This is a genomic window from Dermacoccus sp. 147Ba, from assembly GCF_004151355.1.
Taxonomy (GTDB): Bacteria; Actinomycetota; Actinomycetes; order Actinomycetales; family Dermatophilaceae; genus Dermacoccus; species Dermacoccus abyssi.
In genome coordinates this window covers 127,795-154,137 of the sequence record NZ_SEHL01000001.1, presented here as the reverse complement: position 1 = coordinate 154,137, position 26,343 = coordinate 127,795, and the positions used below count along the sequence as shown (strand labels likewise).

The 26,343-nt window shown below is 68.1% G+C and carries 24 protein-coding genes; 16 read left to right on the top strand and 8 right to left on the bottom strand.

The annotated features are described in order from the left end of the window. Positions 1 to 42 precede the first annotated feature (42 nt). Entirely contained in the window at positions 43 to 1,152 is a 1,110-nt protein-coding gene (locus EVU97_RS00730) for a hemolysin family protein (protein ID WP_129662699.1), read from the bottom strand. Continuing rightward, positions 1,149 to 2,513, bottom strand: a complete 1,365-nt coding sequence (locus EVU97_RS00725; protein WP_129662697.1) for a hemolysin family protein — start codon at positions 2,511 to 2,513, stop codon at positions 1,149 to 1,151. Before EVU97_RS00725 ends, EVU97_RS00730 begins: the two co-directional genes overlap by 4 nt. A 178-nt stretch (positions 2,514 to 2,691) precedes the next feature. Between EVU97_RS00725 and EVU97_RS00720 the strand changes: the two genes are divergently transcribed. The 3 genes from EVU97_RS00720 (at position 2,692) to EVU97_RS00710 (ending at position 7,545) form a co-directional block, all read left to right on the top strand. After that, positions 2,692 to 6,573 (top strand): multifunctional oxoglutarate decarboxylase/oxoglutarate dehydrogenase thiamine pyrophosphate-binding subunit/dihydrolipoyllysine-residue succinyltransferase subunit, encoded by a 3,882-nt coding sequence (locus EVU97_RS00720; protein ID WP_129662695.1) that lies wholly within the window; start codon positions 2,692 to 2,694, stop codon positions 6,571 to 6,573. A gap of 118 nt (positions 6,574 to 6,691) precedes the next feature. Then, positions 6,692 to 6,871 (top strand): DUF6104 family protein, encoded by a 180-nt coding sequence (locus EVU97_RS00715; RefSeq protein WP_047310269.1) that lies wholly within the window; start codon positions 6,692 to 6,694, stop codon positions 6,869 to 6,871. Then, positions 6,868 to 7,545, top strand: coding sequence for a GDSL-type esterase/lipase family protein (locus EVU97_RS00710; RefSeq protein ID WP_240730082.1), 678 nt, complete (start codon positions 6,868 to 6,870; stop codon positions 7,543 to 7,545). The genes EVU97_RS00715 and EVU97_RS00710 overlap by 4 nt, the downstream gene beginning before the upstream one ends. 164 nt (positions 7,546 to 7,709) lie before the next feature. On the opposite strand, the gene EVU97_RS00705 is transcribed toward EVU97_RS00710, so the two are convergent. Next, positions 7,710 to 9,173 (bottom strand): sugar transferase, encoded by a 1,464-nt coding sequence (locus EVU97_RS00705; protein WP_165357824.1) that lies wholly within the window; start codon positions 9,171 to 9,173, stop codon positions 7,710 to 7,712. Between the two features lie 290 nt (positions 9,174 to 9,463). Here EVU97_RS00705 and EVU97_RS00700 point away from each other — a divergent pair, with 290 nt between their 5' ends. From EVU97_RS00700 to EVU97_RS15410, 6 genes are all read left to right on the top strand, one after another. Next, positions 9,464 to 10,387: an ABC transporter substrate-binding protein gene (locus tag EVU97_RS00700; RefSeq protein WP_129662691.1), complete on the top strand. Its 924-nt coding sequence runs from the start codon at positions 9,464 to 9,466 to the stop codon at positions 10,385 to 10,387. A gap of 9 nt (positions 10,388 to 10,396) precedes the next feature. Beyond that, complete coding sequence (locus EVU97_RS00695; protein ID WP_129662689.1) at positions 10,397 to 11,338, top strand: amino acid ABC transporter permease; 942 nt, start codon at positions 10,397 to 10,399, stop codon at positions 11,336 to 11,338. A gap of 22 nt (positions 11,339 to 11,360) precedes the next feature. Next, positions 11,361 to 12,170 carry an amino acid ABC transporter ATP-binding protein gene (locus tag EVU97_RS00690; protein WP_129662687.1) on the top strand — a complete coding sequence of 270 codons (810 nt, stop codon included), beginning with the start codon at positions 11,361 to 11,363 and terminating at the stop codon, positions 12,168 to 12,170. Between the two features lie 50 nt (positions 12,171 to 12,220). Then, the gene (locus tag EVU97_RS00685; protein WP_129662685.1) at positions 12,221 to 12,586 is read left to right on the top strand and encodes a S26 family signal peptidase; all 366 of its coding nucleotides are present in this window, start codon (positions 12,221 to 12,223) and stop codon (positions 12,584 to 12,586) included. Between the two features lie 56 nt (positions 12,587 to 12,642). Next, a complete protein-coding gene (sodN, locus tag EVU97_RS00680; RefSeq protein WP_047310274.1) occupies positions 12,643 to 13,044 on the top strand; it encodes a superoxide dismutase, Ni in 402 nt (133 codons plus the stop codon). A 179-nt stretch (positions 13,045 to 13,223) separates the two neighbouring features. Then, the gene (locus EVU97_RS15410; protein WP_369798754.1) at positions 13,224 to 13,298 is read left to right on the top strand and encodes a 50S ribosomal protein bL37; all 75 of its coding nucleotides are present in this window, start codon (positions 13,224 to 13,226) and stop codon (positions 13,296 to 13,298) included. 74 nt (positions 13,299 to 13,372) lie between these two features. Here the strand turns inward: EVU97_RS15410 and rsrA are convergent, their stop codons facing one another. From rsrA to EVU97_RS00660, 4 genes are all read right to left on the bottom strand, one after another. Beyond that, complete coding sequence (rsrA, locus tag EVU97_RS00675) at positions 13,373 to 13,627, bottom strand: mycothiol system anti-sigma-R factor (RefSeq protein WP_047310275.1); 255 nt, start codon at positions 13,625 to 13,627, stop codon at positions 13,373 to 13,375. Then, positions 13,624 to 14,277 (bottom strand): sigma-70 family RNA polymerase sigma factor, encoded by a 654-nt coding sequence (locus EVU97_RS00670; protein ID WP_165357823.1) that lies wholly within the window; start codon positions 14,275 to 14,277, stop codon positions 13,624 to 13,626. Before EVU97_RS00670 ends, rsrA begins: the two co-directional genes overlap by 4 nt. A gap of 256 nt (positions 14,278 to 14,533) precedes the next feature. Then, complete coding sequence (locus EVU97_RS00665) at positions 14,534 to 15,196, bottom strand: alpha/beta family hydrolase (RefSeq protein ID WP_240730081.1); 663 nt, start codon at positions 15,194 to 15,196, stop codon at positions 14,534 to 14,536. A 2-nt stretch (positions 15,197 to 15,198) separates the two neighbouring features. After that, positions 15,199 to 16,038 carry an SOS response-associated peptidase gene (locus EVU97_RS00660; RefSeq protein ID WP_129662678.1) on the bottom strand — a complete coding sequence of 280 codons (840 nt, stop codon included), beginning with the start codon at positions 16,036 to 16,038 and terminating at the stop codon, positions 15,199 to 15,201. Positions 16,039 to 16,148: 110 nt separating this feature from the next. Here EVU97_RS00660 and EVU97_RS00655 point away from each other — a divergent pair, with 110 nt between their 5' ends. Genes EVU97_RS00655 through hisN form a run of 5 tightly spaced genes read left to right on the top strand, consistent with a single transcriptional unit; the run spans position 16,149 to position 20,812 of the window. After that, entirely contained in the window at positions 16,149 to 16,676 is a 528-nt protein-coding gene (locus EVU97_RS00655) for a DoxX family membrane protein (RefSeq protein ID WP_129662676.1), read from the top strand. Next, positions 16,673 to 18,019: a 3-phosphoshikimate 1-carboxyvinyltransferase gene (aroA, locus tag EVU97_RS00650; protein WP_129662673.1), complete on the top strand. Its 1,347-nt coding sequence runs from the start codon at positions 16,673 to 16,675 to the stop codon at positions 18,017 to 18,019. The genes EVU97_RS00655 and aroA overlap by 4 nt, the downstream gene beginning before the upstream one ends. Before the next feature lies 1 nt (position 18,020). Continuing rightward, positions 18,021 to 19,094: a ribosome small subunit-dependent GTPase A gene (gene rsgA / locus EVU97_RS00645; protein ID WP_129662671.1), complete on the top strand. Its 1,074-nt coding sequence runs from the start codon at positions 18,021 to 18,023 to the stop codon at positions 19,092 to 19,094. Further along, on the top strand, positions 19,091 to 19,924 hold the full coding sequence (locus EVU97_RS00640; protein WP_129662669.1) for a phosphatase PAP2 family protein: 834 nt from the start codon (positions 19,091 to 19,093) through the stop codon (positions 19,922 to 19,924). The genes rsgA and EVU97_RS00640 overlap by 4 nt, the downstream gene beginning before the upstream one ends. Before the next feature lie 60 nt (positions 19,925 to 19,984). After that, positions 19,985 to 20,812, top strand: a complete 828-nt coding sequence (hisN, locus tag EVU97_RS00635) for a histidinol-phosphatase (RefSeq protein WP_129663212.1) — start codon at positions 19,985 to 19,987, stop codon at positions 20,810 to 20,812. Between the two features lie 74 nt (positions 20,813 to 20,886). Here the strand turns inward: hisN and EVU97_RS00630 are convergent, their stop codons facing one another. Continuing rightward, positions 20,887 to 22,326 (bottom strand): NAD(P)/FAD-dependent oxidoreductase, encoded by a 1,440-nt coding sequence (locus EVU97_RS00630; protein WP_129662667.1) that lies wholly within the window; start codon positions 22,324 to 22,326, stop codon positions 20,887 to 20,889. Positions 22,327 to 22,549: 223 nt separating this feature from the next. On the opposite strand from EVU97_RS00630, the gene EVU97_RS00625 reads away from it, so the two are divergent. After that, positions 22,550 to 23,632 (top strand): FHA domain-containing protein, encoded by a 1,083-nt coding sequence (locus tag EVU97_RS00625; protein WP_165357822.1) that lies wholly within the window; start codon positions 22,550 to 22,552, stop codon positions 23,630 to 23,632. A 77-nt stretch (positions 23,633 to 23,709) separates the two neighbouring features. Continuing rightward, positions 23,710 to 26,334 (top strand): ATP-binding cassette domain-containing protein, encoded by a 2,625-nt coding sequence (locus EVU97_RS00620; protein WP_240730080.1) that lies wholly within the window; start codon positions 23,710 to 23,712, stop codon positions 26,332 to 26,334. Positions 26,335 to 26,343 lie beyond the last annotated feature (9 nt).

Genomic DNA, 26,343 nt, shown 5'->3' with positions numbered 1-26,343 from the left:
CCCTGAGGCGCGACTGCACACTTTAGCAGCGTGCAGGGAGCCTCACGAACGGTCGTTCCCGAGTGACCCCGCGACCGAGCGAGCAGCATCCTCGCGCGTCGCCCCACGCAGTCCCGCACGCACGGCCGGACGCTGGGTCGCATCAGCCACCTCGCCGACGAGCTCCTCGAGCACGTCCTCGAGGAAGACGACGCCGCTCGTCTCGCCGTCATCACCGACGACCCGCGCGAGGTGGGCACCGGAGTGCTGCATCGTGACGAGCACGTCCTCCACCTCGTCCTTGGGCCGCACCGTCGCGAGCGGTCGCACCCGCCGCGGCGGGATCGGCTCGGTGTACGCCTCGTCCTGCGCGTACAGCACGTCCTTGAGGTGGATGTAGCCGCCGAGGTCACCGCGCACGCTCGTCACCGGGAATCGCGAGAAACCGTGCTTGGCGACGAGGGCGTCGACGTCCGCAGGCGTCGAGCCGAGACGCAACGTCACGAGGTCGCCGAGAGGAACGGCCACGTCCTGGGCCAGCTTGTCCGTGAACTCGAGCGCATCGCGAACGCGTCGCTCCTGCTCCGTTTCGAGCAGGCCCTCACGGTGTGACTCCTCGACGATCATCTCGACCTCCTCGGTCGAGAACGTCGAGGCGACCTCGTCCTGCGGCTCGATGCCCATCTTGCGCACGATGCCCTTCGAGACCGACTCGAGTACGCGAATGAGCGGACGCAGCGCCTTCGTGATGCGCAGCAGCGACGGCGCGAGCAACAGAGCCGCGCGGTCCGGGCCGGCGATGGCGAGGTTCTTCGGCACCATCTCGCCGAGCACGACGTGGAAGTACACGACGACGAACAGCGCGAGCAGCAGGCTGACGACGTGCGTCAGCCCGGACGGCAGCCCGGCCGCCTCGAGCGGTCCCGCGATGAGATGGTGAATGGCGTCCTCGGCCACCGCACCCAGGAGCACCGAGCACACCGTGATGCCCAACTGCGAGCACGCGAGCAGGGACGCGACGTTCTCCAGCGCCTCGAGTGAGCGAGCGGCCCGTTTCGAGCCCTGCTCCGCGAGCGGTTCGAGCTGCGAGCGCCGCGCCGCCATGACGGCGAACTCGGCCCCCACGAAGTAGGCGTTGCCGGCGAGCAGCAACAGCGAGATCCAGAGCATCATCGGGCGTCTCCGTCCACGCGCGTCGAACCGCCGACGACATCACCGACACCAGCGTCGGTGGTCGCCTCCGACATCGGCGTGAAGCGCACCCGGTTGACGCGGCGACCGTCCATCGACATGACGCGCAAACGCCAGCCGGGCATCGACAGCTCGTCCCCGGCGCGCGGAATCCGTCCGACCTGCTGCATGACGTAGCCGCCCAGCGTCTCGTAGGCACGATCGTCGGGCACGGGCGCACCGATGCGGTCGGCGACCTCGTCCGGACGCCACAGCCCCGGCACGGTCCACGATCCGTCGGGCAGGTGACGGCTCGCGTCCTGCAGATTGTCGTGCTCGTCACTCACCTCGCCGACGATCTCCTCGATGACGTCCTCGAGCGTCACGACACCCGAGGTGCCCGAGTACTCGTCGACGACGACGGCGAGTTGCAGGCCGGCCCCGCGCAGCAGCACGAGGAGCGGCTCGAGCGTCACCGTCTCGGGCACGAACGTCGCCTTGACCATGAGGGCGGTGACGGGCACGTCACCGCGACGCTCGACCGGAACGGCGATGGCCTTCTTGACGTGGACGACGCCGTCGACGTCGTCCCACCCGTCGCCGAGCACCGGGAAGCGGGAGTGCCCCGTGGAGCGCGCGAGATTCACGACGTCCTCAGCGGTAGCCGAGCGATCGACGGACTCGCAACGCACCCGCGGGCTCATGATGTCCGACGCCGTACGCTCACCGAAGTTGAGCGAACGCGTGAGCAGATCGGCCGTGCCCTCCTCGATCGTTCCCGCCTCGGCGGAGCGACGAACCATCGACGACAGCTCCTGCGGGGTACGTGCCGCGGAGAGTTCCTCCTGCGGTTCGATGCCCATCTTGCGCAGCAGGAGATTGGCCGAGCCGTTGAGCAGCGCGATGAGCGGTTTGAAGACGACGGCGAAGATCTGCACGGGTCTGGCGACGACCTTGGCCACCCGAAGCGGCGCCGAGATACCGAGGAACTGCGGCACGAGCTCGCCGAAGATCATCGAGAACAGAGCGGCCAGAATCATGGCCAGCGCGGTCGACAACGCGACGGCCGCTCCCCCACTCACCCCGAGCGCCTCGAGGGGCGTCTCCAACAGGTGACCCAGCGACGGCTCCACGAGGTAACCGAGCAACAGCGTCGTGAGGGTGATACCGACCTGAGCGGCGGACAGCTGAGTGGAGAGCTTGCGCAACGCGGCGAGAACGGGGCGAGCGCCTTCGTCACCTTCGTCGATGGCGCGCTGGACGGCGTGACGGTCGAGAGCGACGAGCGAGAACTCGGTGGCGACGAACAGTGCCGTTCCGAGGGTGAGCAGAACTCCGAGAAGAATCAATATCCACTGCGTCATCAGGGCTTGAAATTATCACGGGGCTCATCGTGTTCTCGTCTTCCTGACCCGAACCTCGTAGCGCCCTCTCGCCCGAAGTGGCGCTGCGGGATAGGCTTGTCGTCGTATGCCGTGCATCCACCTGCGGCAGCGGCCATCAGGCCCAACCGAACGACGCACATGAAAGAGGCGCATCTGCGTGTCATCCCAGTCCCAGAGCTCTGACCTCGAGGCCTTCGGACCGAACGAGTGGCTCGTCGAAGAGCTTTACGAGCAGTACCGCCAGGACAAGAACTCAGTGGACGCCGCGTGGCAGGAGTTCTTCGCGAACTACCGCCCCGGCCAGGGCGGCTCGGGTGCCGGCACCTCCAAGTCAGCGGCTTCCGACGTGGGCTTCACCGATGCGAAGTCCTCGACGTCCACGAAGTCCGACTCCGCCAAGGAGAAGACGGAGAAGCCCGCAGCAGCCGAGGCGCCGCGCGACCAGCAGCGCGCCGAGTCGCAGCAGGCGGCCGAGCCCACGAAGGACACCTCCGACCAGGGCGCGGACGACAACCAGGGTTCCCAGCAGAAGCTCGACCCCAAGCAGGCGGAGGGCTTCACGCCCCAGCCGACGCCGCGTGACCACGGCGACGCCTCGGTGGGCGACCTGCCGGAGGCCGAGGACGTCGACACCCCGCTGCGCGGTGTCGCGGCCAAGATCGTGCAGAACATGGAGGCCTCGATCGAGGTCCCGACGGCAACGTCCGTGCGCGCGGTGCCGGCCAAGGCCCTCATCGACAACCGCATTGTCATCAACTCGAACCTCGCCCGCGGCCGCGGCGGCAAGGTGAGCTTCACCCACATCATCGGATACGCCATCGTCAAGGCGCTGCGCGTCATGCCGGAGATGAACGCCTCCCTCTCGGTCGACGAGAAGGGCAAGCCGCAGCTTCACCAGCCGGGCCACGTCAACTTCGGCCTCGCCATCGACCTGCAGAAGCCGGACGGCTCGCGCACCCTCGTCGTGCCCTCGATCAAGGGCGCCGAGCGCATGAACTTCGCTCAGTTCATGGCCGCCTACGAGGACATGGTCAAGAAGGCCCGCAACAACAAGCTGACGCTCGACGACTACGCCGGCACGACGATCTCGCTGACCAACCCGGGCGGCATCGGCACCGTGCACTCGGTGCCGCGCCTCATGAAGGGTGCGGGCACGATCATCGGTGTCGGCGCGCTCGACTACCCGGCCGAGTGGCAGGGCGCGAGCAACGACACGCTCAACCGCAACGCCGTCAGCAAGATCCTGACGCTCACCTCGACCTACGACCACCGCATCATCCAGGGTGCGACGTCGGGTGAGTTCCTTCGTCAGATCCACCAGCTGCTGCTCGGCGAGCAGGGCTTCTACGACGAGATCTTCGAGTCGCTGCGCATCCCCTACGAGCCGGTGCGTTGGGTTCAGGACATCTCGGCTAACCACGACGACGACATCAACAAGGTCGCCCGCGTCCAGGAGCTCATCCACGCCTACCGCGTGCGCGGCCACCTCATGGCCGACACCGACCCGCTGGAGTACAAGCAGCGTCGTCACCCGGACCTCGACATCACGAGCCACGGCCTGACGCTGTGGGATCTCGACCGCACCTTCCCCACGGGCGGTTTCGGCGGTCAGAACTTCCTCAAGCTGCGCAAGATCCTCGGCATCCTGCGTGACTCGTACTGCCGAACCGTCGGCATCGAGTACATGCACATCCAGAACCCCGAGGAGCGGGCCTGGATGCAGTCCAAGGTCGAGCTCGCCTACGCGAAGCCGACGCAGGACGAGCAGGAGCGCATCCTCAAGAAGCTCAACCAGGCCGAGGCCTTCGAGACGTTCCTGCAGACGAAGTTCGTCGGCCAGAAGCGCTTCAGCCTCGAAGGCGGCGAGTCCGTCATCGCCATCCTCGACCGCATCCTGAGCGAAGCGGCCGAAAACAGGCTGGACGAGGTCGCGATCGGCATGCCGCACCGCGGTCGCCTCAACGTTCTCGCCAACATCGCGGGCAAGTCCTACGGCCAGATCTTCCGTGAGTTCGAGGGCACGCAGGCCCCCAACTCCGTGCAGGGCTCCGGTGACGTGAAGTACCACCTCGGCACCGAGGGCGAGTTCGTGGCCGATACCGGCGCGAAAACCAAGGTCTACCTCGCCGCCAACCCGAGCCACCTCGAGGCCGTCAACCCTGTCCTCGAAGGCATCGCCCGCGCCAAGCAGGACCGCATCAACCTCGCCGGCACGGCGTTCACGGTGCTGCCGGTCCTGCTGCACGGTGACGCGGCGTTCGCCGGCCAGGGTGTCGTCGCGGAGACGCTCAACCTGTCGCAGCTTCGCGGCTACCGCACGGGCGGCACGATCCACGTCGTCATCAACAACCAGGTCGGCTTCACCACGGCGCCCAGCGCGTCACGCAGCTCGACGTACTCCACCGACATCGCCCGCATGGTTCAGGCGCCGATCTTCCACGTCAACGGTGACGACCCCGAGGCCTGCGTCCGCGTGGCCGAGCTGGCCTTCGAGTACCGCCAGACGTTCAACAAGGACGTCGTCATCGACATGGTCTGCTACCGCCGTCGCGGTCACAACGAGGGTGACGACCCCTCGATGACGCAGCCGCTCATGTACAAGCTCATCGAGGCCAAGAAGAGCGTGCGCCGTCTGTACGCCGAGGCCCTCGTGGGCCGTGGTGACATGGACCAGGAACGCGCGGAACTGCTGCTCAAGGACTACCAGCAGCAGCTGGAGCGGGTCTTCGTCGAGACGAAGGAAGCGACGAAGACGCAGAACGCCCCCGCTCCGGACTCGAGCCAGGGCACCGACGCCGAGGGCCATGGTGGTCTCGAGCGCCCGTCCGCCCAGATCGAGGACGACGCGAAGAGCGCCTACTCCTCCGGTCGTTCGTCGGCCATCACCGAGGCCGCCCTCCGGCGGATCGGTGACGTGTGGACTAACCCTCCCGAGGGCTTTACCCTGCACCCCAAGCTCAAGCAGCTGCTCGAGCGCCGCACCAAGATGGTCAGCGACGGCGGCATCGACTGGGCCATGGGCGAGCTCATCGCCTTCGGTTCGCTCCTCATGGACGGCACCCCGGTGCGTCTGTCGGGTCAGGACAGCCGTCGCGGCACGTTCGTGCAGCGCCACGCCGTCCTCATCGACAAGCAGAACGGCAACGAGTGGACGCCGCTTCGCTACCTCACCGACGAGCAGGCGTGGCTGTGGATCTACGACTCGCTCCTGTCGGAGTACGCGGCGATGGGCTTCGAGTACGGCTACTCGGTCGAGCGTCCCGACGCGCTCGTGCTCTGGGAAGCGCAGTTCGGCGACTTCGTCGACGGCGCGCAGACGATCATCGACGAGTTCATCTCGAGCTCGGAGCAGAAGTGGGCGCAGCGCAGCTCCGTCGTCCTGCTCCTGCCGCACGGCTACGAGGGTCAGGGTCCCGACCACAGCTCGGCGCGCATCGAGCGCTTCCTGCAGCTGTTCGCCGAGGACAACATGACGATCGCCTACCCCTCGACGCCGGCGTCGTACTTCCACCTCCTGCGTCGTCAGGCATACGCCCGTCCGCGCAAGCCGCTCATCGTCTTCACGCCGAAGCAGCTGCTGCGCGTCAAGGCCGCCACGAGCTCGCCGGAGGACTTCACGACCGGCCAGTTCGAGCCGGTGCTGAAGGACGCAAAGCAGCTCGACCCGTCCAAGGTCGAGCGCGTGCTGCTCGCCTCGAGCCGCGTGGTCTTCGACCTCGAGGCGGAGCGCGAGAAGCGCGGTGACGAGACGACGGCCATCGTGCGCGTCGAGCAGCTCGCACCGATCCCGGCCAAGGAGATCGCGGAGGCGATCAAGGAGTACCCGAACGCCGAGATCGTGTGGGTGCAGGACGAGCCGAAGAACCAGGGCGCCTGGCCGTTCATGTTCTTCAACCTGCCCGATATGCTCGAGAAGCAGGGCGAGACTCGTCGTCTGCGCGTCGTGTCGCGTCCGGCGTCCGCGTCGCCCGCCACGGGTAACAGCAAGCGTCACGCGGCGCAGCAGGCCGAGCTCGTCGAGCAGGCCTTCACCCGCTGATCGCTCAGCACTGACGAGAGCGGCGTCGCCCTCCGGGGCGGCGCCGCTCTCGTCGTCCGCGGACGTGCAGCCAGCGCGCCGGGCGACAGCGGGAAGGGCGTGACGATAAGCTGCCCACGTGTATTTCACGGATCGAGGCATCGAGGAACTCGCCCATCGGCGCGGCGAAGAAGAGGTGACGTTCGAGTGGCTGGCCGACCAGCTGCGAACGTTCGTCGACCTCAACCCCGAGTTCGAGATCCCGGTCGAGCGCCTGGCCACGTGGCTGGCGCGCCTCGACGATGACGACGACGAATGAGTGAAGGCGAAGACACCGTGGCATACCCGCACGAAGGCAGCGAACCGCAGTTCCGGCCGAGCGCCGACTTCCAGGTCACCGAGGGCGATCGGCGGATCGGCCTGTGCTTCGTCGGGGACAGCTACGTCAACGGCTACGGCGACCCCAAGGCCCTCGGGTGGGTCTCGCGCGTCGTGGCGCGCACCCCGCACGACGGCTCGGCGCTGACGACGTACAACCTCGGTGTGCGCGGTGAGAGCTCCTCCGACGTCCTCGCCCGCTGGCGCAGCGAAACGGCCCTGCGGTGGAAGAACTGCAACGAGCGACGCCTCGTCATCGGCTTCGGCACGAACGACGTCGCGCAGGGCATGACGACGGCCCGCTCGCGCCTCAACCTCGCCAACATCCTCGACGACGCGTCGACGAACGGCATCGCGACGTTCGTCGTCGGCCCGCCGCCCACGAGCGACCCCGAGCTCAACGCGAAGCTCGAACTGCTCGTCGACGCCCACGCCGACGTCTGCGCGCGCCGCGGCGTCACCTACGTCGACTGCTTCCGCCCACTGCTGGGGCACGACCAGTGGCAGTCCGACCTCGCCGCGAGCGACGGATACCACCCCGGCCAGGCGGGCTACGGCCTCGTGGCTTGGCTCGTCCTCCACGCGGGGTGGCAGGACTGGCTGAGCCTTCCCTAGTCCTGTCTTCCGGCGCGCCTACCTCGCAAGCTCGGTAGCCTCGCTCGGTGCGACATGCCTTCGGGCCTCACGCTTCACGCAGAGCGCGTGAAGCGTGAGGCCCGAAGGCATGTCGCACTGAGCCGAGCCGCTAGGCGAGGCCGGAAGACATGGCGAGGGAGCGGCTAGTACGCCCCGTCTCTCGCGAGCACTGCGCAAACGGTCTTGAAGAGAATGACGAGGTCGCCGGAGAGCGACCAGTTCTCGACGTAGTAGAGGTCCTTGCGGACCGATTCTTCCCAGGAGAGGTTGGATCGTCCGCCGACCTGCCAGGGGCCGGTGATACCCGGCTTCACGTTGAGGCGGCGGTGGACGTGCGTCTCGTACCCGTCGACCTCTTGCGGCAGTGGCGGGCGCGGCCCGACGAGAGACATGGAACCGGCGACGACGTCGAACAGCTGGGGCAGTTCGTCGAGGCTGTAGCGGCGCAGGACGTTGCCGACGCGGGTGATGCGTGGGTCGTCCTTCATCTTGAACAGCAGGCCGGAGCCCTCGTTCTGGGCTTGCAGTGCGGCGAGGCGCGCTTCGGCGTCCAGCACCATGGAACGGAACTTCGTCATCTTGAACGGGGAGCCGTTGACGCCGACGCGTGTCTGACGGAAGAAGATGGGCCCCGGGCTGTCGAGGCGCACGGCCAGAGCGATGAGCAGGAGCAGCGGCGAGAGCAGGAGCAGCATGCCAATGGCGACGACGACGTCGAAGAGTCGCTTGAGCGAGTACTTGAGGCCGCTGTAGCGCGGCATCTCGACGCTCATGAGCGGCAGGCCCTCGATCGGACGCCAGTGGATGCGCGGGCCCGCGACATCCGTCATACGGCTCGCGAGCGCCAGACGAATGTCGGTGTCCTCGAGTTGCCACCCGAGTTCGCGAAGCTGCTTGCGGTTGACGCGGTTGTGACCCGCGACGATGACCATCGACGCGTGGTGGCTGTGCACGGCCGGCACAACATCGGCCAGCCCACCGATCTGCGGCACCACCAGTCCGTTGGCCAACTCGAAGGTCGGAACATCGTGAGTCTCGGTGGCCACCCCGCGCACGACGAGGCCGGCTTCGGGGTTACGGGTGATGCCCTCGGCGACGTAGCGAACCTCTTGCGGCGAGCCGACGACGATGACGCCGTCGACGAGCCGGAAACGACGGCGGCGATTGACGATCCAGCGCCGGACGAGCGCACGCTCGATGAGGAGCAGCACGAGCCCGAGTGGGAGTGCGATGGCGAGGAAGCCTCGCGCCACCTGGAGACGAAGTAACTCACTGACGATGGCGAGCGCGCCGAACGTACCGAACGTCGCTCGGACGATGCCTCGGTACTCGTCGGAGCCGATGGCCAGGGCGTCGACGTGGTAGGCCTGGTTCCACTGGAGCGCCGCGACCCATCCCACGACGAGGCTGACAACGACGGCGACATACAGCTTGAACTGACCGTCGACCGCTTCGAGGGACGTCTCGGCCGTCCAGAATCGTGCGAAGAAGGCTGCCACCACACTGAACGTCACGACGGCGAGGTCGAGAACGAACAGGACGAGCACGATCTTGCGTCGCCAGTCGCTTCGCGGGGAAGCTCCCTGCTTCGCGGTCGGTGTCGTCATGGTGGTGTCAGGATTCCTCGGTCTGCCTGGGAGAAGTGGTGGGGCACGAAGCATCTTAGCGCTCACTATGCGACTCGACCTATTCCTGACTTCGAGCCACGGCGAACGCCTTGACGGGGTCGCAAATACGACCTGAACCGGCGTCCAACGCAGGCTGGGGCGGCGTCCAGCCCAAAAAGGTCACGATCGGGAACACAAATGCGCGTAGTTCTTCCACGGCGCCAAACCGGGTGGCACTCTTAACCCATAACTGGGACGAGCGACTCGTCCCGTCCGCGGAAGGATCCTCCATGCGTACCACCACTTCGGCCGTCGCCGCTTTCGGCGCCGCCGCACTCCTGCTCTCCGGCTGTGGCTCGGACTCGCTCGATGACTCGAAGGACTCCGGTTCGGGGGGTTCGTCCTCGTCCTCGAGTGCGGCCCCGGCCGTCAAGAAGGACGATGCGCTCGCCAAGCTTGTTCCCGCCGACATCGCGAAGATGGGAACGCTCACGGTCGGCACCGACGCCTCCTACGCCCCCAACGAGTTCACGGCCGCGGACGGCAAGACGATCCAGGGCATGGACATCGACCTGCTCAAGGCCGTCGCCGCGAAGCTCGGCCTGAAGCTCACCTTCCAGAACGGCGGCTTCGACTCGCTCATCGGCGGTGTCACGTCGAACAAGTACCCGCTCGCCATCAGCTCCTTCACCATCAACGAGAAGCGCATGCAGCAGGTCTCGATGGTCCAGTACTTCAACGCCGGCACGTCGTGGGCCACCGCCAAGGGCAACCCGAAGAAGGTCGACGCCGACAAGGCCTGCGGTCTCACGATCGGCGTCCAGAAGGGCACGGTCCAGGCCGACGACGACCTGCCGGCCCGTAACAAGAAGTGCGTTGCCGAGGGCAAGAAGGCCAACAAGCTCGTCGTCGAGGCCGAGCAGTCGAAGGTCACCGCCGACCTCATCGCGGGCAAGGTCGATGCGTTCGCCGCCGACTCCCCCATCACGGCGTGGGCTGTCGCGAAGAACGAGGACAAGCTCGAAAAGGTCGGCTCCGTCTACGAGGCCGCCCCGTACGGCATCGTCGTCGCGAAGGACCAGACGAAGTTCGCCGAGGCCCTTTCGAAGGCTCTCGAGTCTCTCGAGAAGGACGGCACCTACAAGAAGATCCTCGAGCAGTGGAACAACGGTGACGGCGCCGTCAACGAGTTCCCGGTGAACCCGAAGGCCTGATCACACCCCATGTCTGGTTCCACCCCGACCCCCGCCCCGGGCGAGCAGCGGCCCGGCGTCATCGACGCCAAGCCGGTGCGACACCCGGGGCGCTGGGTTGCCGTCGCCGTCATCGCGATCGTCATCGCGATGATGATCAGTTCGTTCGTCACCAACCCGAAGTGGGACTGGCCGTTCGTCTTCAAGGTGATGAACTACTCGCCGGTGCTCGAGGGCCTGGCCAAGGGCACCATCATCGTCACTGTCGCGTCGATGATCATCGGCGTCACCCTGGGCATCCTCCTCGCGATCATGCGCCTTTCGGACAACCCCGTCCTGCGCGGCGTCTCGTTCGTCTACACCTGGTTCTTCCGCGCGGTGCCGCGTTACGTCCTCATGGTCATCCTCGGCCTCGGCGTGCTGTACCTGTACCCGACGCTCGACATCGGTGTGCCGTTCATGAAGGACTTCGGCCTGACGTTCTACTCGCTCGACGTCAAGACGATCAGCTCGGGCATCACCGTCGGCATCATCGGTCTCGGCCTGTCCGAGGCCGCGTACATGGCGGAGATCGCCCGCGCGGGCATCCTGTCGGTCGACAGGGGTCAGCGTGAGGCAGCCGAAGCGCTCGGCATGGACAGCTCGAAGACGATGCGCCGCATCGTCCTGCCGCAGGCCATGCGCGTTATCGTGCCGCCCACCGGCAACGAGGCCATCTCCATGGTCAAGGACACCTCGCTGCTCGTCGCCGTCCCTGTGTCGGCCGAGCTCTTCTACCAGGCGCAGGTCGTCGCGAACAACACGTACAAGATCATGCCGAGCTACTTCGCCGCGCTGCTGTGGTACCTCATCATCTGCTCGGTGCTCATGCTCGTGCAGGCCCGCCTCGAGCGGAAGTACGGACGCGGCTTCGGCGGCGCGGCGACGGACGGCGGTCTCATGACCAAGGTCAAGTCACTTAGCTTCGGGTGACGGGGTGAACATGGAAGGCAACATGAACAAGCCACTGGTCCACGCCGTCAACGTCGGCAAGTCGTTCGGCAAGAACGAGGTGCTCAAGGGCATCGACCTCGACGTCCACCCCGGTGAGGTCGTCGTCCTGCTCGGCCCCTCAGGCTCGGGCAAGACGACGTTCCTGCGCTGCATCAACCAGCTCGAGACGATCGACGCCGGCCGCATCTGGGTCGACGACGATCTCATGGGATACCGCGACAAGGAAGGGCAGCTGTACCGCCTCAAGGATTCCGAGATCGCGGCCCAGCGTCGCGAGATCGGCATGGTGTTCCAGCGCTTCAACCTCTTCCCGCACATGACGGCGCTCGAGAACGTCATGGAGGCGCCTGTGCAGGTCAAGGGGGTTTCCAAGGCGGAAGCGAAGTCGCAGGCCGTCGACCTGCTCGAGCGGGTCGGTCTCGGTGAGAAGACCGGGCACTACCCGAGCCAGCTCTCCGGCGGTCAGCAGCAGCGTGTCGCCATTGCGCGCGCTCTTGCGATGAAGCCGAAGCTCATGCTGTTCGACGAGCCGACGTCGGCCCTGGACCCCGAGCTCGTCGGCGAAGTCCTGTCGGTCATGAAGGAACTCGCTCGCGAGGGCATGACGATGGTGGTCGTCACTCACGAGATGGGTTTCGCCCGTGACGTGGCCGACCGGGTCGTCTTCATGGACGCCGGGGTCGTCGTGGAGACGGGCCCGCCGCTGGAGGTCATCAACAACCCCCAGCACGAGCGGACGAAGTCGTTCCTCGCCCGCATGCGCTCCGAGCACGAAGCCGTCGCGGCGCTCGTGGCCGACGAGGCCGTCTGACCCGAGCCGGCGCTCAGCGCGAAGCCCGGCTGCTCCCCTACCCTGGGGTCATGCAGCTGGGCTTCGTCGTCGTCAGGGGTCGATCGATGGAACCCACGTACGTCGACGGCGACGTGCTGCTCGCCGCCTACGGCGCGCCCCCGCGGGTCGGCGATCCTCACATCGTGCGGCTGCCGGACGGGCCGGACGGGCCGCGCCCCATCGCCGTCAAGCGCGTCACCTCACGCGGCTCCGACGGCTGGTGGGTCGAACGCGACAGCACCCGTGAGGGTGTGGATTCCTGGCTGGTCGGTGCGCTCGCCGACGACGCGGTGCTGGCACGGGTGCTGTGGCCGCGAAAACCGCGCCATGTCGCGGCAATGCGACGCTGTCGCACCTTGGTTGCCACCTTTCGGAAGAAGCGAGAAAAGCGATAGGTTGGAACCAGAGTTGCTGTTCGGCAACTGTCCACCACCAGCAGAAGGAGTTCCCCATGCTGAAGCGTTTCTTCGCGCCCACCACCGAGGTCTCGGCCCACTGCGACCTGCCCTGCGGCGTCTACGACCCCGCCCAGGCCCGTATCGAGGCCGAGTCGGTCAAGGCCATCATCGCCAAGGTCGCCGACAACGACGACCCCGATTTCCGCACGCGCGCCGTCGTCATCAAGGAGCAGCGCAGCCAGCTCGTCAAGGAGCACCTGTGGGTGCTGTGGACGGACTACTTCAAGCCGCCGCACTTCGAGAAGTTCCCCGAGCTCCACACCCTCATCAACGAGGCCACGAAGCTCGCCGGTGCCACGGGCACCAAGGGTGAGTTCGACGCCGGCAAGGCCGACGAGCTCCTCGCCAAGATCGACCGCATCGCGGAGATCTTCGCCGAGACGAAGAAGGGCTGACCCTTCGCCGCTCGCGTACTGCGCAACGAACGGCCCCGACACTGCCTGCGTGGCAGGTCGGGGCCGTTCGGCGTCTCGGCAGGAATCCGGCGATGTGGTCGCCAGCCTCGCATGTGACAGAATGGACAGGTTGGCCCCCGACTTTCGGGGGGAATTAACCCCGACACAGGGAGTTCACGATGAGCAAGCGCGCACGCAAGCGTCGCTCGCGCAAGGGCAAGGGCGCGAACCACGGTAAGAAGCCCAACGCCTGAGCGTTGATGCAGTGAGTCACGAAGGCCCGCTCCCCCATTCGGGGTGAGCGGGCCTTCGTCATGGCTTCGGGGCGTCAGTTCTCGTAGCGCACCTGGGTGTAGCTGTAGCTGATCTGCGTCATGATCACGGACCGGAGCTGCTCCGGCGCCTGCTCACGGCCACACGCTCGCTTGACGAGCTTCTTGAGCAGCATGTCGCGCTCGTACTCCGTCAGGCACGGCGGGCAGTCGAGCAGGTGCTGACGCAGCTCCTCGTACTCCTCCGCGGAGAGTTCACCGTCGATGTAGGAGTAGAGGTTGGCGACGTAGTCGGGGCATTTGTCGCTCATTTCTTCGTCTCCCCCTTCGACTCCTTGAGGAAGCCGCGCTCACGCGCGTAGTCCTCGAGCTGCTCACGCAGGAGCTTGCGTCCGCGGTGCAGGCGCGACATCACGGTGCCGATGGGCGTGTCCATGATCTCGGCGATCTCCTTGTACGGGAACCCCTCGACGTCGGCGTAGTACACCGCCAGGCGGAAGTCCTCCGGAAGGTTCTGCAGAGCGCGCTTGATGTCATTGTCGGGCAGGTGGTCGAGAGCTTCGTTCTCGGCCGACTTCAACCCGGTGCTCGAGTGCGCCTCGGCGCGGGCCAGCTGGTAGTCCTCCACCTCGGCAGCATCCGACTCGAGCGGCTGACGCTGCTTCTTGCGGTAACTGTTGATGTAGGTGTTGGTCTGGATGCGGTACAGCCACGCCTTGAGGTTCGTGCCCGGCTTGTACTGGTGGAAGGCCGCGAAGGCCTTCGCGAACGTCTCCTGGACGAGGTCCTCGGCGTCGCTGGGGTTGCGCGTGGTGCGCAGAGCGGCGCTGTAGAGCTGGTCGAGGTACGGCATGGCATCGCGCTCGAAACGCGCGGCGCGCTCCGCCGGGGTCTCCGTGCTCGGGTCGGTGGCGGCGGAGTCCGTGGAGCTCTCGGCGTCGACCGTGGTGTTCTCACTCATCGCCTTCAACCCTAGCGCGGGTCGCGACGCGGCACGAGCGCGTTGCGGGGGCGTGGCCGCGAAGCCGGCCCCAAGGCTCAGGCCGGACGGCTCCACCGGCACCACAGGTGTGACAAGCATCCTGATTCACTTTCGGTTTCTCGAAAGCCCGCGGGCGGGCTTGCTGTTCGCTCACGTCAACAGGAGGTGGACGAACGTCATTCCCGAAAGGGAATTCGGCCGAGGACAGGCTCGTGTCAATCAGTCGGACGCACCCTCACTCAGAGAGGTTCGTCAGCCAGCCTCGAACCGCGTCGACGACATCGGTCGGGTTCTTGCTGAAACCGTGCGGCCCCTGGACGCCGACGACCTGCGCACCTGGAACGGCGTCGCGCACCGCGTCGGGTCCGCCGAACGTGTCCGTCGCGCCCTGCACGACAAGGAGCGGGATCTCGGCCTCGACGACGCTCTGTGCTTCACTCGTGCGCCACTTCTCGGGCACGTCGAGCTTGCCCGGCGGCATGAGGGGGAACGCGAGTGCCACGACGGCGTCCGCGCCGCACTGCGCCGCCGTGCGACAGGCGACACGGGCCCCGGCCGAGCGTCCGCCCTGCACGAACCGGCCCTCGATCTCCCCCGCCGCGCGTAGGTGCTCGATCACGGCGAGCCACGCTTCGTCGAGGGTCTTGGGTGGGGTGGCGAGGCGCCGTCCGACGACGACCCACGGCTGGTCGACGAGCACGACGCGCCTGCCGTCGTCGGCCAGCGCCGTGAGTCCGCCGAGATCGGGGGTGTTCGTGCCCTTGCCGGCTCCGTGGCCGAGGACGAGCGTGCCGTCAGCGGCGCCGTTGGGGTCGACGACGTAGACGCGGGCGGTGCCGCCGAGTGTCTCGACGTCGAGCCTGCGGTGGGCGCGGGTCGGCGGAACGGACGTCGCCATCATCAGCCTCCGATGATCTCGCCGGTGACGGGATCGAGGACCCCGACGAGCTGGTCGCTCGGCAGCGGGGTGAGCAGACCCGGGCCGTTGTTGCGCGTCGCGCTCACCGCGCTGGAGATGGGATACGCCTCGAAGGGTGAACTGTCCCCCGGGCGCAGGAAGGCCGCCACGTCGGCCTCGTCGGTGAGCGACGGGTCGAGCCAGTCGTCCCACTGCTCCCGCTCGAGGCTGAGCGGCTGACGGTCGTGGATGCGGTCCAGCCCCTCGCCCGCGCTCGTCGTGATGATCGAGAAGGAGACGACCCACGCGTCCGGGTCACCCTCGGGCAGCGTCCGGTCACGCCAGAACTCGTAGATGCCGGCGAACGCGGTGTCGTGACCGTCGGTGCGGTGCATGTAGAACGGCTGCTTGCGCGGCTTGCCCTTGGCGTCGTGCGCCACCGGCGAGACCTGCCACTCGTACCAGCCGGCGGCCGGCACGAGGCAGCGGCGCGCCTTCGCGGCCTTCGCGAACGAGGCCTTGTCCAGCAAGGTCTCGGCGCGCGCGTTGATCATCCGCAACCCGACCTTCGTGTCCTTCGACCACGACGGCACGAGACCCCACGTGAGGTGGCGCAGCTGCCGGGTGGGCTCGCCGCGGCTGCCGTCGTCGAGCTTGCTCGCACGCGTGAGCACGACGGGCGCCTGCTTTGTCGGCGCCATGTTGTAGTCGGGCGCCCCCACCGGCGGTTCCTGCGCCGAAACGAGGAGCGAACGCGTCGCTTCCCCACTCGCGTCGACGTCCACCTCGAACTCCTCGACGAGCTCACCCGCCCCGGCGCTGGCCGCATACCTGCCACACATGAGTCCCAGCGTAGGGGCATCGTCCGGAAAACGTTCCGGCCCGGGAGGTCGCGACGTCGCACGACGCCGACTAAGTTGGAGGTAGAGATCATTCGACCAAGGAGGACACGATGCCCATTCGTCGTATCGCCCGCGCGGCTCTCGCCAGCTACTTCCTCAACGAGGCTGCCAAGGCGTTCAAGAACACCCAGTCGCAGGCCGAGGAGGCCGCGCCGTTCGTCGAGTTCGTCAGCCGCGAGAGCGGCAAGAAGGTGCCGAACGACCCCGAGCTCGTCGTCAAGGCCCAGGGCGCCCTCATGGGTGGCGCCGGTGCCGCGCTCGCGCTCGGCAAGTTCCCGCGCCTTTCGGCGGCGCTGCTGACGCCGACCGTCGGTGCGAACGCCTACATGCACGACGCCTTCTGGGCCGAGAAGGACCCGGCCGCTCGCGGCCGCAAACAGTCGAACTTCTTCCGCACCGTCGCGATCGTGGGCGGAGTGCTGCTCGCGGCCGCCGACACCGCGGGCAAGCCGGGCCTCGCCTGGCGCGCCTCGCACGGCGTGAAGACCTCGCGCCGTGAGGCCGCTCGTGCGGCCAAGACTGCCCGTCGCGAGGCGAAGCTCCTCGCCGCCCAGGCAGGAAACGCGCTTCCCTCATGACCCCTGGTAGTCCCGTGACGACCGACTGGCCCGCCCCCGTGGCGCGCCGGTCGGTCGTCGGCACGTTCAGCGTCCCCGGTTCCAAATCCCTCACCAACCGCTACCTCGTCCTCGCAGCGCTCGCCGACGACGAATCGCTCCTGCGAGCGCCACTGCGCTCCCGCGACACGCTGCTCATGGCCGAGGCCCTGCGCAGCCTCGGTGTCCGCGTCGACGACGTCGAGGGCGACTCCCCCGAAGGCGCCGACTGGCACGTCGTGCCCGGTGACCTGCGGGGGCCTGCGAACGTCGACTGCGGCCTCGCCGGCACCGTGATGCGGTTCCTGCCGCCGGTCGCCGCGCTCGCCGACGGCCCGGTCACCTTCGATGGCGACCCGCACGCCCGCAAGCGCCCCATGGGCCCCGTGCTCAAGGCCCTCATCGAGCTGGGCGTACCTGTCGAGGACGCCGACGGTGGCCCCGCGAGCGCCCTGCCGTTCACAGTGCGCGGCCAGGGCCGCGTGGACGGTGGCCGCGTCGAGGTCGACGCCTCCACGAGTTCCCAGTTCGTCTCCGCACTCCTCCTCGCGGGCGCGCGCTTCAGCGAGGGCGTCACGGTCGTTCACACCGGCGAGGCGCTGCCGAGCATCCCGCACATCGACATGACCGTCGAGGTGCTGCGCGACGCGGGCGTCGTCATCGAGGTCGACGAGAACGACGGCGCCTGGAGCTGGACCGTCGAGCCGAGCGACATCCGTTCCCTCGACGTCATGGTCGAGCCCGACCTGTCGAACGCCGCGCCCTTCCTCGCGGCTGCTGCCGTCACCGGCGGTGAGGTGTCCATGGCGGACTGGCCCACGTACACGACGCAACCGGGCGACCAGATCCGTGACGTGCTCGAGCGCATGGGCGCCACGTGCACCCTCGACCGTGAGGGTCTGCGCGTCACCGGCCCGCAGCAGCTGCGCGGCATCGACGTCGATCTCGCGGAGGCCTCGGAACTGACGCCCGTCGTCGTCGCGCTTTGCGCGTTGGCCGACGGTGAGTCGCGCATCCGCGGCGTCGCCCACATCCGCGGCCACGAGACCGACCGCCTCGCCGCGCTCGCGGCCGAGTTCGGCGCCCTCGGAGTCGACGTGTCCGAGACCGAGGACGGCCTCGTCATCCGCCCGCGCCCTGCCGACCAGTTGCGTGGCGGCTTGTTCCGCACCTACGACGACCACCGGATGGCCATGGCCGCCGCCGTGGTCGGCCTGCGGGTTCCGGGCGTCGTCATCGAGAACATCGCGACGACCGGCAAGACCCTGCCGGAGTTCGACCGACGCTGGAGCGCACTCGTCTCCGCGAGCGCCGAAGCCCACTGACGTGGCAGGTCGCAACTGGAGCGAGGCCGACGTTCGGGTACGCCCGGGCCGCAGGAATTCGCGCCCGCGCACGAAGGATCGTCCGAAGCACGAGGACGCCGTCGTCGGCATGGTCATCGGTGTCGACCGTGGCCGCTGGTCGGTGCTGCTCGACGGTCGGCGCATCACGGCGATGCGGGCACGCGAGCTGTCCCGCACGCCCGTCGTCGTCGGTGACCGCGTCGCCCTCGTCGGAGACACGAGCGGCAACGCCGGCACGCTCGCGCGCATCGTGCGCGTCGAAGAACGCACGAGTGTCCTGCGGCGAACGGCCGACGACACCGACCCGTACGAGCGCGTCATCGTCGCCAACGCCGATCAGCTCGTCATGGTGACGGCGCTCGCCAACCCGGAACCGCGCACCGGCCTCATCGATCGGTGCCTCGTCGCCGCGTACGACGCGGGGCTCGACCCGCTGCTCGCGCTGACGAAGGCCGACCTCGTCGACCCGGCCGCCTTCCTCGCGAACTACGCCGCGCTCGACGTGCCGTACACGGTGACGTCGGCGCAGGAACTGAGCGACGACCAGCGCGAGGAGCTCATCGCCTCCAGTGGCCGAGTGCCCCGTCGTCTCGACGGGCTGGACGAACTGCGCGAACGGCTCGCCGGTCGCGTCAGCGTGCTCGTCGGCCACTCCGGCGTCGGCAAGTCAACACTCGTCAACGCGCTCGTGCCCGACGCGGCGCGCACGACCGGGCACGTCAACGACGTCACCGGTCGCGGTCGCCACACGTCGACGTCCGCTGTTGCCCTCGAGTTGCCCGGCGGCGGTTGGGTTATCGACACCCCGGGCATCCGCTCGTTCGGCCTCGCGCACGTCGACCCGACGACGATCGTCGAACACTTCCCCGATCTCGCGCCGGGCACCGCGAACTGTCCACGCGGTTGCACGCACGACGAGCCGGACTGTGCCCTCGATACCTTCGTGGCCGAAGGTGGGGCCGGTGAGAGCGGGCAACAGCGGTTGGAGTCGTTGCGGCGTCTCCTGCGCTCCCGGGACGTCCCCGACAAGGACGAGCACATGGAACGGCGATGACGCCGCCGACGGAGCAACGACGCACCCGAGTTGCCGGGGAGGAAAGTCGCGTCGCCGGCGGCGTGCGCACGCTCGGCGAGGCTCTCGCCCGACTGCTCCAGCCGGCGGCCCACCGCCTCGGACTCGTCGGTGCGGACGTCGTCCCGCTGCTCGTGCTCCTCGTGTGCGCCGTCGTGCTCTTCGTCGGCCTCGCCGGTGGCGCTGAGGTCTACGAGGGCGTGCGTGAACGCGGCGATCTCGCCCGCTTCGACGAGCCCGTTCTCGACTGGGCCGTGAGCCACCGCAGCGGCGGGCTCGACTCGGCCGTCACCGCCTTCACGCATCTCGGCGGGCCGGTCTATTTCCCGATCATCCTCGTGGTTCTCCTCGCGGTGTTCACATGGCTGCGGCGCACCGCGTCCCCCTTCCTCGTCCTGGCGCTCGGGCTCGGCTCGGCTCTGGTCTTCACTGCAGCGGGCAAGGACATCACAGCGCGCTCTCGACCGCCGCGTGCCCTCGCGGTGCCGCCCTACGAGTCCTCGCCATCGTTCCCGAGCGGCCACACCGTCACCGCCACCGTGACGGCGGTGCTCTTCGCCTATCTCGTGTTCCTCACCGCCCGCTCACGACGGGTGCGCACGGTCGCCGTCGTGCTGTGCTCGCTGTGGGCCCTGCTCATGGGACTCTCGCGCGTCTTCCTCGGCCACCACTGGCTCACCGACGTCATGGCCGGCTGGTGCCTCGGTGTCGCGTGGGGCGCACTCGTGATCGTCGTCAACACGGCACGGCTCCTGCTGCGCACCCGCCACCGCCGCCTCGACGACGCCGGCGACACGCCTGTCGCCGGCTGACGGAGCACGCGGCGAGAGGGGGCACCCGCGCCGACCGGGTAGCGTGACGGGGTGACCCCCATTCTTCGAGAAGCCAGCCCGTACCACGACGATCTGCGGCTCGCCCACGTGCTCGCCGACTCCGTCGAGGAGATCACGATGGGACGCTTCGGCGCGCCCGACCTGAGCATCGAGACGAAGCCGGACCTCACCCCCGTCACGGAGGCCGACCGTGAGGCCGAGCGCGTCGTTCGGGAGAACCTCAAGCGCGCTCGCCCCCGCGACGCCGTCAAGGGCGAGGAGTTCGGCGAAACGGGCAAGGGCCCGCGTCGATGGATCATCGACCCGATCGACGGCACGAAGAACTACGTCCGCGGCGTGCCGGTCTGGGCCACCCTCATCGCGCTCGTCGACGGCGACGAACCCGTGGTGGGCCTCGTCGCGGCGCCCGCGCTGCACCGACGGTGGTGGGCGGCCAAGGACGCCGGCGCCTGGACCGGCCGTAACCTCACGAGCGCGACGCAGATCCACGTCTCCAAGGTCGACTCGCTGGCCGACGCGTCCCTCAGCTACTCCTCCTTCAACGGCTGGGCCGAGCGGGGCAAGGACATGGACCTGTTCCGCCTGAGCAAGGAGGTATGGCGCTCACGGGCGTACGGCGACTTCTTCTCCCACATGCTCGTCGCGCAGGGAAGCGTCGACATCGCGCCCGAGCCGGAGCTCGAGGACTACGACATGGCGGCACTCGTGCCCATCGTCACCGAAGCCGGCGGGCGCTTCAGCGGTCTCGACGGACGCGACGGCTGCTGGAGCGGCAACGGCGTCTCGACGAACGGCCTGCTCCACGCCGAGGTTCTCGCGCGCCTCGGGGACAATTCCCCGGCGCCCTCCCTCATCCCGAGCGAGTGACACAGCATCCTCCGACACGACGAAGGCCCCAGCCGTTTCCGGCGGGGGCCTTCGTCGTGTCGCTGGGACGCAGATCAGTTCTTCGGCGTCTCGATCTGCGCCGGCTCGTCCTTGGCCTCGATGGCGTGGTTGGTCTTGGACTCGGCCAACAGGCCCGGCACCTCGACGCTCGGGCGGTACTTGTCGCCCAGTTCGTCGATTGCGAGGCGCGCGTGAACCTGCTGCTCGGTGGCCGTGCGCTCGTCACGGTTGTCGCCGAGGAAGGCCAAGGCCCAACTGATCATTGTCGTCAGACGCGACTTGAAACCGATGATGTAGAACAGGTGCACGCCGAGCCACATGAGCCAGGCGATGAAGCCCTCGGTCTCGAGGCGACCGACCTTCGTCACGGCGGAGAAGCGCGAGATGGTGGCCATCGAACCCTTGTCGAAGTACTTGAACGGGCCCGGGGACGGCTGGCCCTTGACACGCGCGAGGATCGACGTCGCGGCGTAACGGCCGCCCTGGATGGCTACCTGCGCCACGCCGGGCAGCTTGTTGAGGCTCATCATGTCGCCGACGACGTAGATCTCCGGGTGGCCCGGCAGCGACAGGTCGGGCTGCACTGCGATACGACCCGAGCGGTCGACCTCGGCACCCGTCTTCTCGCCGAGCAACTTGCCCAGCGGGCTGGCCGCGACGCCGGCGGCCCACACCTTGCACACCGAGTCGATGCGCGTGACGGTGCCGTCCTCGGTCTTCATCTCGATGCCCGTGGCATCGACGTTCGTCACCATCTGGCCCAGGAGCACCTCGACGCCCATGCTCTCGAGCTGCCCCTGGGCCTTCTTGCCGAGGTTCGCCCCGAACGGCGGCAGCACCTGCGGTGCGGCATCGACGAGGACGACGCGGGCGTCCTTGGGGTTGATGTGCCGGAAGTCGTCGGCGAGCGTGCGGTTGGCGAGTTCGCTGATCTGACCTGCCATCTCGACGCCCGTCGGACCGGCACCGACGACGACGAACGTCAGCAACGAGCGCACGTCGTCCCACTGGCCGGCGGCCGCTGCGAGCTCGGCCGTCTCGAAGGCGCCGAAGATGCGTCCGCGAAGCTCGAGTGCGTCGTCGATGCTCTTCATGCCCGGCGCGAACTGGGCGAAGTGGTCGTTGCCGAAGTACGACTGGCCGGCGCCCGCGGCGACGATGAGCGAGTCGTAGTCGTAGACCTGAGTGGAGTCGAGCAGTTCGGCCGTGACGCGCTTGGCATCGACGTCGATGTCCGTGACCGTGCCGATGAAGATCTCGACGTTCTTCTGCTTCTTGAGCACCTCACGCGTGCTCGGGGCGATGACACCCTCGCTGAGGATGCCGGTGGCGACCTGGTAGAGCAGCGGCTGGAAGAGGTGGTGCGTCGTCGACGAGACGAGCACGACGTCGACGTCCTCGTCCTTGAACTTCGTCGCGGCGAAGAGGCCGCCGAAGCCGGAGCCGACGATGACGACGCGGTGGCGTCCCGTGGACTTCTTCTCAATCTCCATGAATTCCTCGCACATCTCTCGCGGCGCGTCTCGCCTGGCCCGAGCACGCACTCACGCACTGCCGCCAAGCTTACTCACCCGCGCGGGCGGGTCGTGGGGCGCACCGGCCGGTAGGGTAGGCCTGAAACAGGTGTGCCGGGACGAGATTCGACCCGTGCGCACGAGGCCAGGACGAGTCAGACGATTCGGTCGCGCCACGCGACACGAGACGACGGAGTGTGCGATGAACGGCGAGCACAACCAGAGGCAGCCCCACGCCATCCAGTGGAGCGTCCCGCAGCCCGGCGGCGCCGAACCGGCGTGGCAGGGCCCGAGCCCCGACGCCCCCGCAGCGAAGGCCCCCGAACCGACGCCCCCGCAGAGCGAGGCGGCGCCCGGCCTCGGCGCCCAGGGCAACTGGGGTTATTCGTCCGAGGCGTCTCACCCGAACCAGCAGGGTGGGCAGGAGGGCGCACGCGAGCCCCGCCGCGACGAGGCCGGGCACGGCGAAGAAGCATCGGCGCCCCTCGGTAACCCGTGGGGCTTCGAGCCGAATGCGGGTTCGGACGCCGGAGCCTCGCGCTCCTTCCCATCCGATGCCCACTCCGCATCCGCTCCCGGCTGGGCCGGTGCGGCGGGCAGCGGCTCCACCGCCGAGGAGATCTCGAGCTCCCACCCCGACAACGCCGGATACGGCTGGTCAGGTACATCAGGCGCATCGCGCTTCGACGCCCCGGATCGCAGTGACCACGCGCCACGCGCGAGCGACCCCTCGTCGGATTCCGCCTCACACGGTGCGTACGGGAACGAGTCGCGCTACGAGAGCGCACCGCCCCAGGCCGAATCTGCTCGCTCCTACGAGAGCGCACCGCCCCAGCAGCCGCGTGACGGTGGCCACACCGGCGGCTCCCGGCACGAGCGGAACGAGGGATCCTCGTCCGCGAGCGCGGCGCCCGCCAGCTACGCCTCGGCGCCGAACCTCGGCCAGACCGGCGCCGACAGCTCGGCCAGCTCGGCCGCCACGCCGCAGGAGTACGAGTCGAACCCGCCGCAGGTCATCGGTCAGAACGACGACCTGCCGGACGACTCCCTGACGATCGGACGCAGCCGCAGTAACAGCATCGTCCTCGACGACATGCTCGTCTCGCGTCGTCACGTCGTCATCACCGCCGACGAGGAAGGCCTCCTCCTGCGCGACCTCGGCTCGCGCAACGGCACCTTCGTCAACGGCCGCCGCGTCGAACAGACGCACCTGCACGAGGGCGACCGCATCGGCATCGGCGCCTCGACGTTCGAGGTGCGCGACGGCTGGCTCGTCTCGGTCTGATCGCCACGCGACCGCCGGCGGGCGTGCACGCCGGTGGTCAGCTTCGTTCGAGCACGTACCAAAGGGGAAGGACGAGCGTGAACGACGCTCAGCAGGAGCTGCACATCGAGGTGGAGGGGCGCCGCATCCGGCTGTCCCCAGGTCAGAGGTTGACGTTGGGGCGTGATCGGGCCGCGGACGTGCCCCTCGCGAACGCCGACGTCTCCCGCCGTCACGCAGAGATCTGTCATGAGAACGGCTCGTGGCAGCTTCGCGACCTCGACAGCTCGAACGGCACGTGGGTCGGCGGACACCGGGTGCGCGGATATGTCGCACTCCGTGGCGGCGAGAGTGTTCGCCTCGGCGGTGAACGCGGCGTCCCGTTCCGGGTCGGAATCTCGGCGGCCCCCGCAGAACGCACGGGCTCGAACACGAGCGCCACCGAGCACGCCGGCACCGGTCCCGTTTCCGCACCCATGCCGCGCGCCAAGACCTCCTCCGGTGACACTCAGGCCACGCACACGGGTGGCCCCACGGCGGCGAGCGGCCCGCTCCCCAGGGCCGCTGCTCCGGCCAACCAGGACGGTTCCGGCGTCACGACGACCGGGCCCATCCGTCTCCCCCGCCCGCCACGGGCCCCCGAACAGCGCCGCGCGACGGGCGACGTCTTCCAGGGCTGGAGTGGGCAGGTCGAACCGCAGCCGACCGGCCGCATGACCGTCCAGGGTGCGGCTCCACAGGCCATGAACGCGCCGACCGGCACCATCACCATCGGCCGCGGTCTCGAGAACGAGATCGTCATCAAGGACCTGCTCGCCAGCCGCCAGCACGTACGTCTCGTCCCCCAGGGCGACTCGTTCGCCGTCGAGGATCTCGGCAGCCGCAACGGCACCTACATCAACGGTGCTCGCATTCACCGCGGAACCCTGCGCGAGGACGACCTGCTCGCCGTCGGCCGCACACGCTTCACGCTCAAGCAGGGCCGACTCGTCGCGAGTGAGGACGAAGGTGACGTCAGCTTCGTCGCCAACCACCTCTCGTTCGTCCTGCCCGACGGCAAGAAGCTGCTCGACGATGTCAGCTTCGGCCTCGAAGGTTCGAGTCTCGTCGCCGTCATCGGCCCTTCCGGCGCCGGAAAGTCGACTCTGCTCAAGGCCCTCATCGGTGCGCAGAAGGCCACCGAGGGCGAGGTCTACTATGACGGCCGTGACCTCTACGACAACTACGAGGATCTGCGCCACCGCATCGGTGTCGTGCCCCAGGACGACGTCGTCCACCCGGAGCTGACGGTCCGCCAGGCCCTGCGCTACGCCGCCGAGCTCCGGTTCCCGGACGACCTCGACAAGGAGCCGCGAGAGGAGCGCGTCGAGGAGGTCATCGACGAACTCGGCCTCACGGCGCACGCCGACACCCAGGTGGCGCGCCTGTCCGGTGGTCAGCGCAAGCGCACCTCGGTTGCTCTGGAGCTGCTCACCCGCCCGTCGCTGCTCTTCCTCGACGAGCCGACCTCGGGCCTCGACCCGGGCCTCGACAAGCGTGTCATGCTCACCCTGCGCGGCCTCGCAGACGGCGGCCGCACCGTCGTCGTCATCACCCACAACGTGGCGAGCCTCGGCGTGTGTGACCGCGTGCTCATGCTCGCTCCGGGCGGCAAGGTGGCCTTCTTCGGCCCGCCCGAGGAGATGCTGCCGTTCTTCTCCGCGTCCGACCACGCCGACGTGTTCAACACCGTCACCGACGACCCGGAGCGCTCGCAGGACACGTTCCGCCGCTCTGCGCTCATGGACAGCCACGTCTCGGCGCCGCTCAGTGCACCTCGCTCACCGGCATCGACGACCGAGGACAGGGCTCCGCGCCAGCAGACGATCGGACGCCAGCTGTCGACGCTCATCCGCCGTCAGTTCCGCGTCATTGCGGCCGACCGGGGCTTTGTCGGATTCATGCTCCTGCTGCCCATCGCGCTGGCGGGCCTCGCCATGCTCGTGCCGGGCAGCCACGGGCTGCACACCGTCTTCTTCGAGAAGGAAGTCGCGGCCGCAGGGGGTGATCCGAGCAAGGTCACGCTGACCCCCGAATCGAGTCAGATCATGACGCTCATCGTCATGGGTTCGGTGTTCATGGGCCTCGCCGCGACGATCCGAGAACTCGTCGCCGAGCGACCGATCTTCCTTCGGGAGAAGGCTGTCGGCCTCTCCCCGTTCGCCTACATCGGGAGCAAGGCCGTCACGTACGGTCTGCTCATCGCCGTGCAGTGCGGCGTCATGGTGGCCCTCGTCATCCTCGGCAAGGGTGCGCCGGACGCAGCAGTCACCCTCGGCAGCCCGATTCTCGAGACCTACCTCATCGCGTTCCTCACCGGTCTCGCGGCTGTCGGTATCGGCCTCGCGCTCTCGAGCTTCGCGAAGACGAACGAGCAAGTCATGCCGATGCTCGTCATCGTCATCATGGGCGCCCTGGTGTTCTCCGGCGGACTGTTCGACCTCAACTCGGCGGCCATGCGCGCCATGGGCAGTATCTTCCCGAGCCGCTGGGGTCTCGCGCTCGGCGCACAGACCGCCGACGTGCACCAGAGCCTCACCATCCCCGGGCGCGAGCGTGAGTGGGATCCGTTCTGGCTGCGCGACAGCAGCAAGTGGGCTCTCGGCGCTGCCATCCTCATCGTGCAGTTCGTCGTGGCCTTCCTCGTGGCCCTCGTGAGCACGCGCCGCCGCAAGAGCATGTGACGGCTGCGC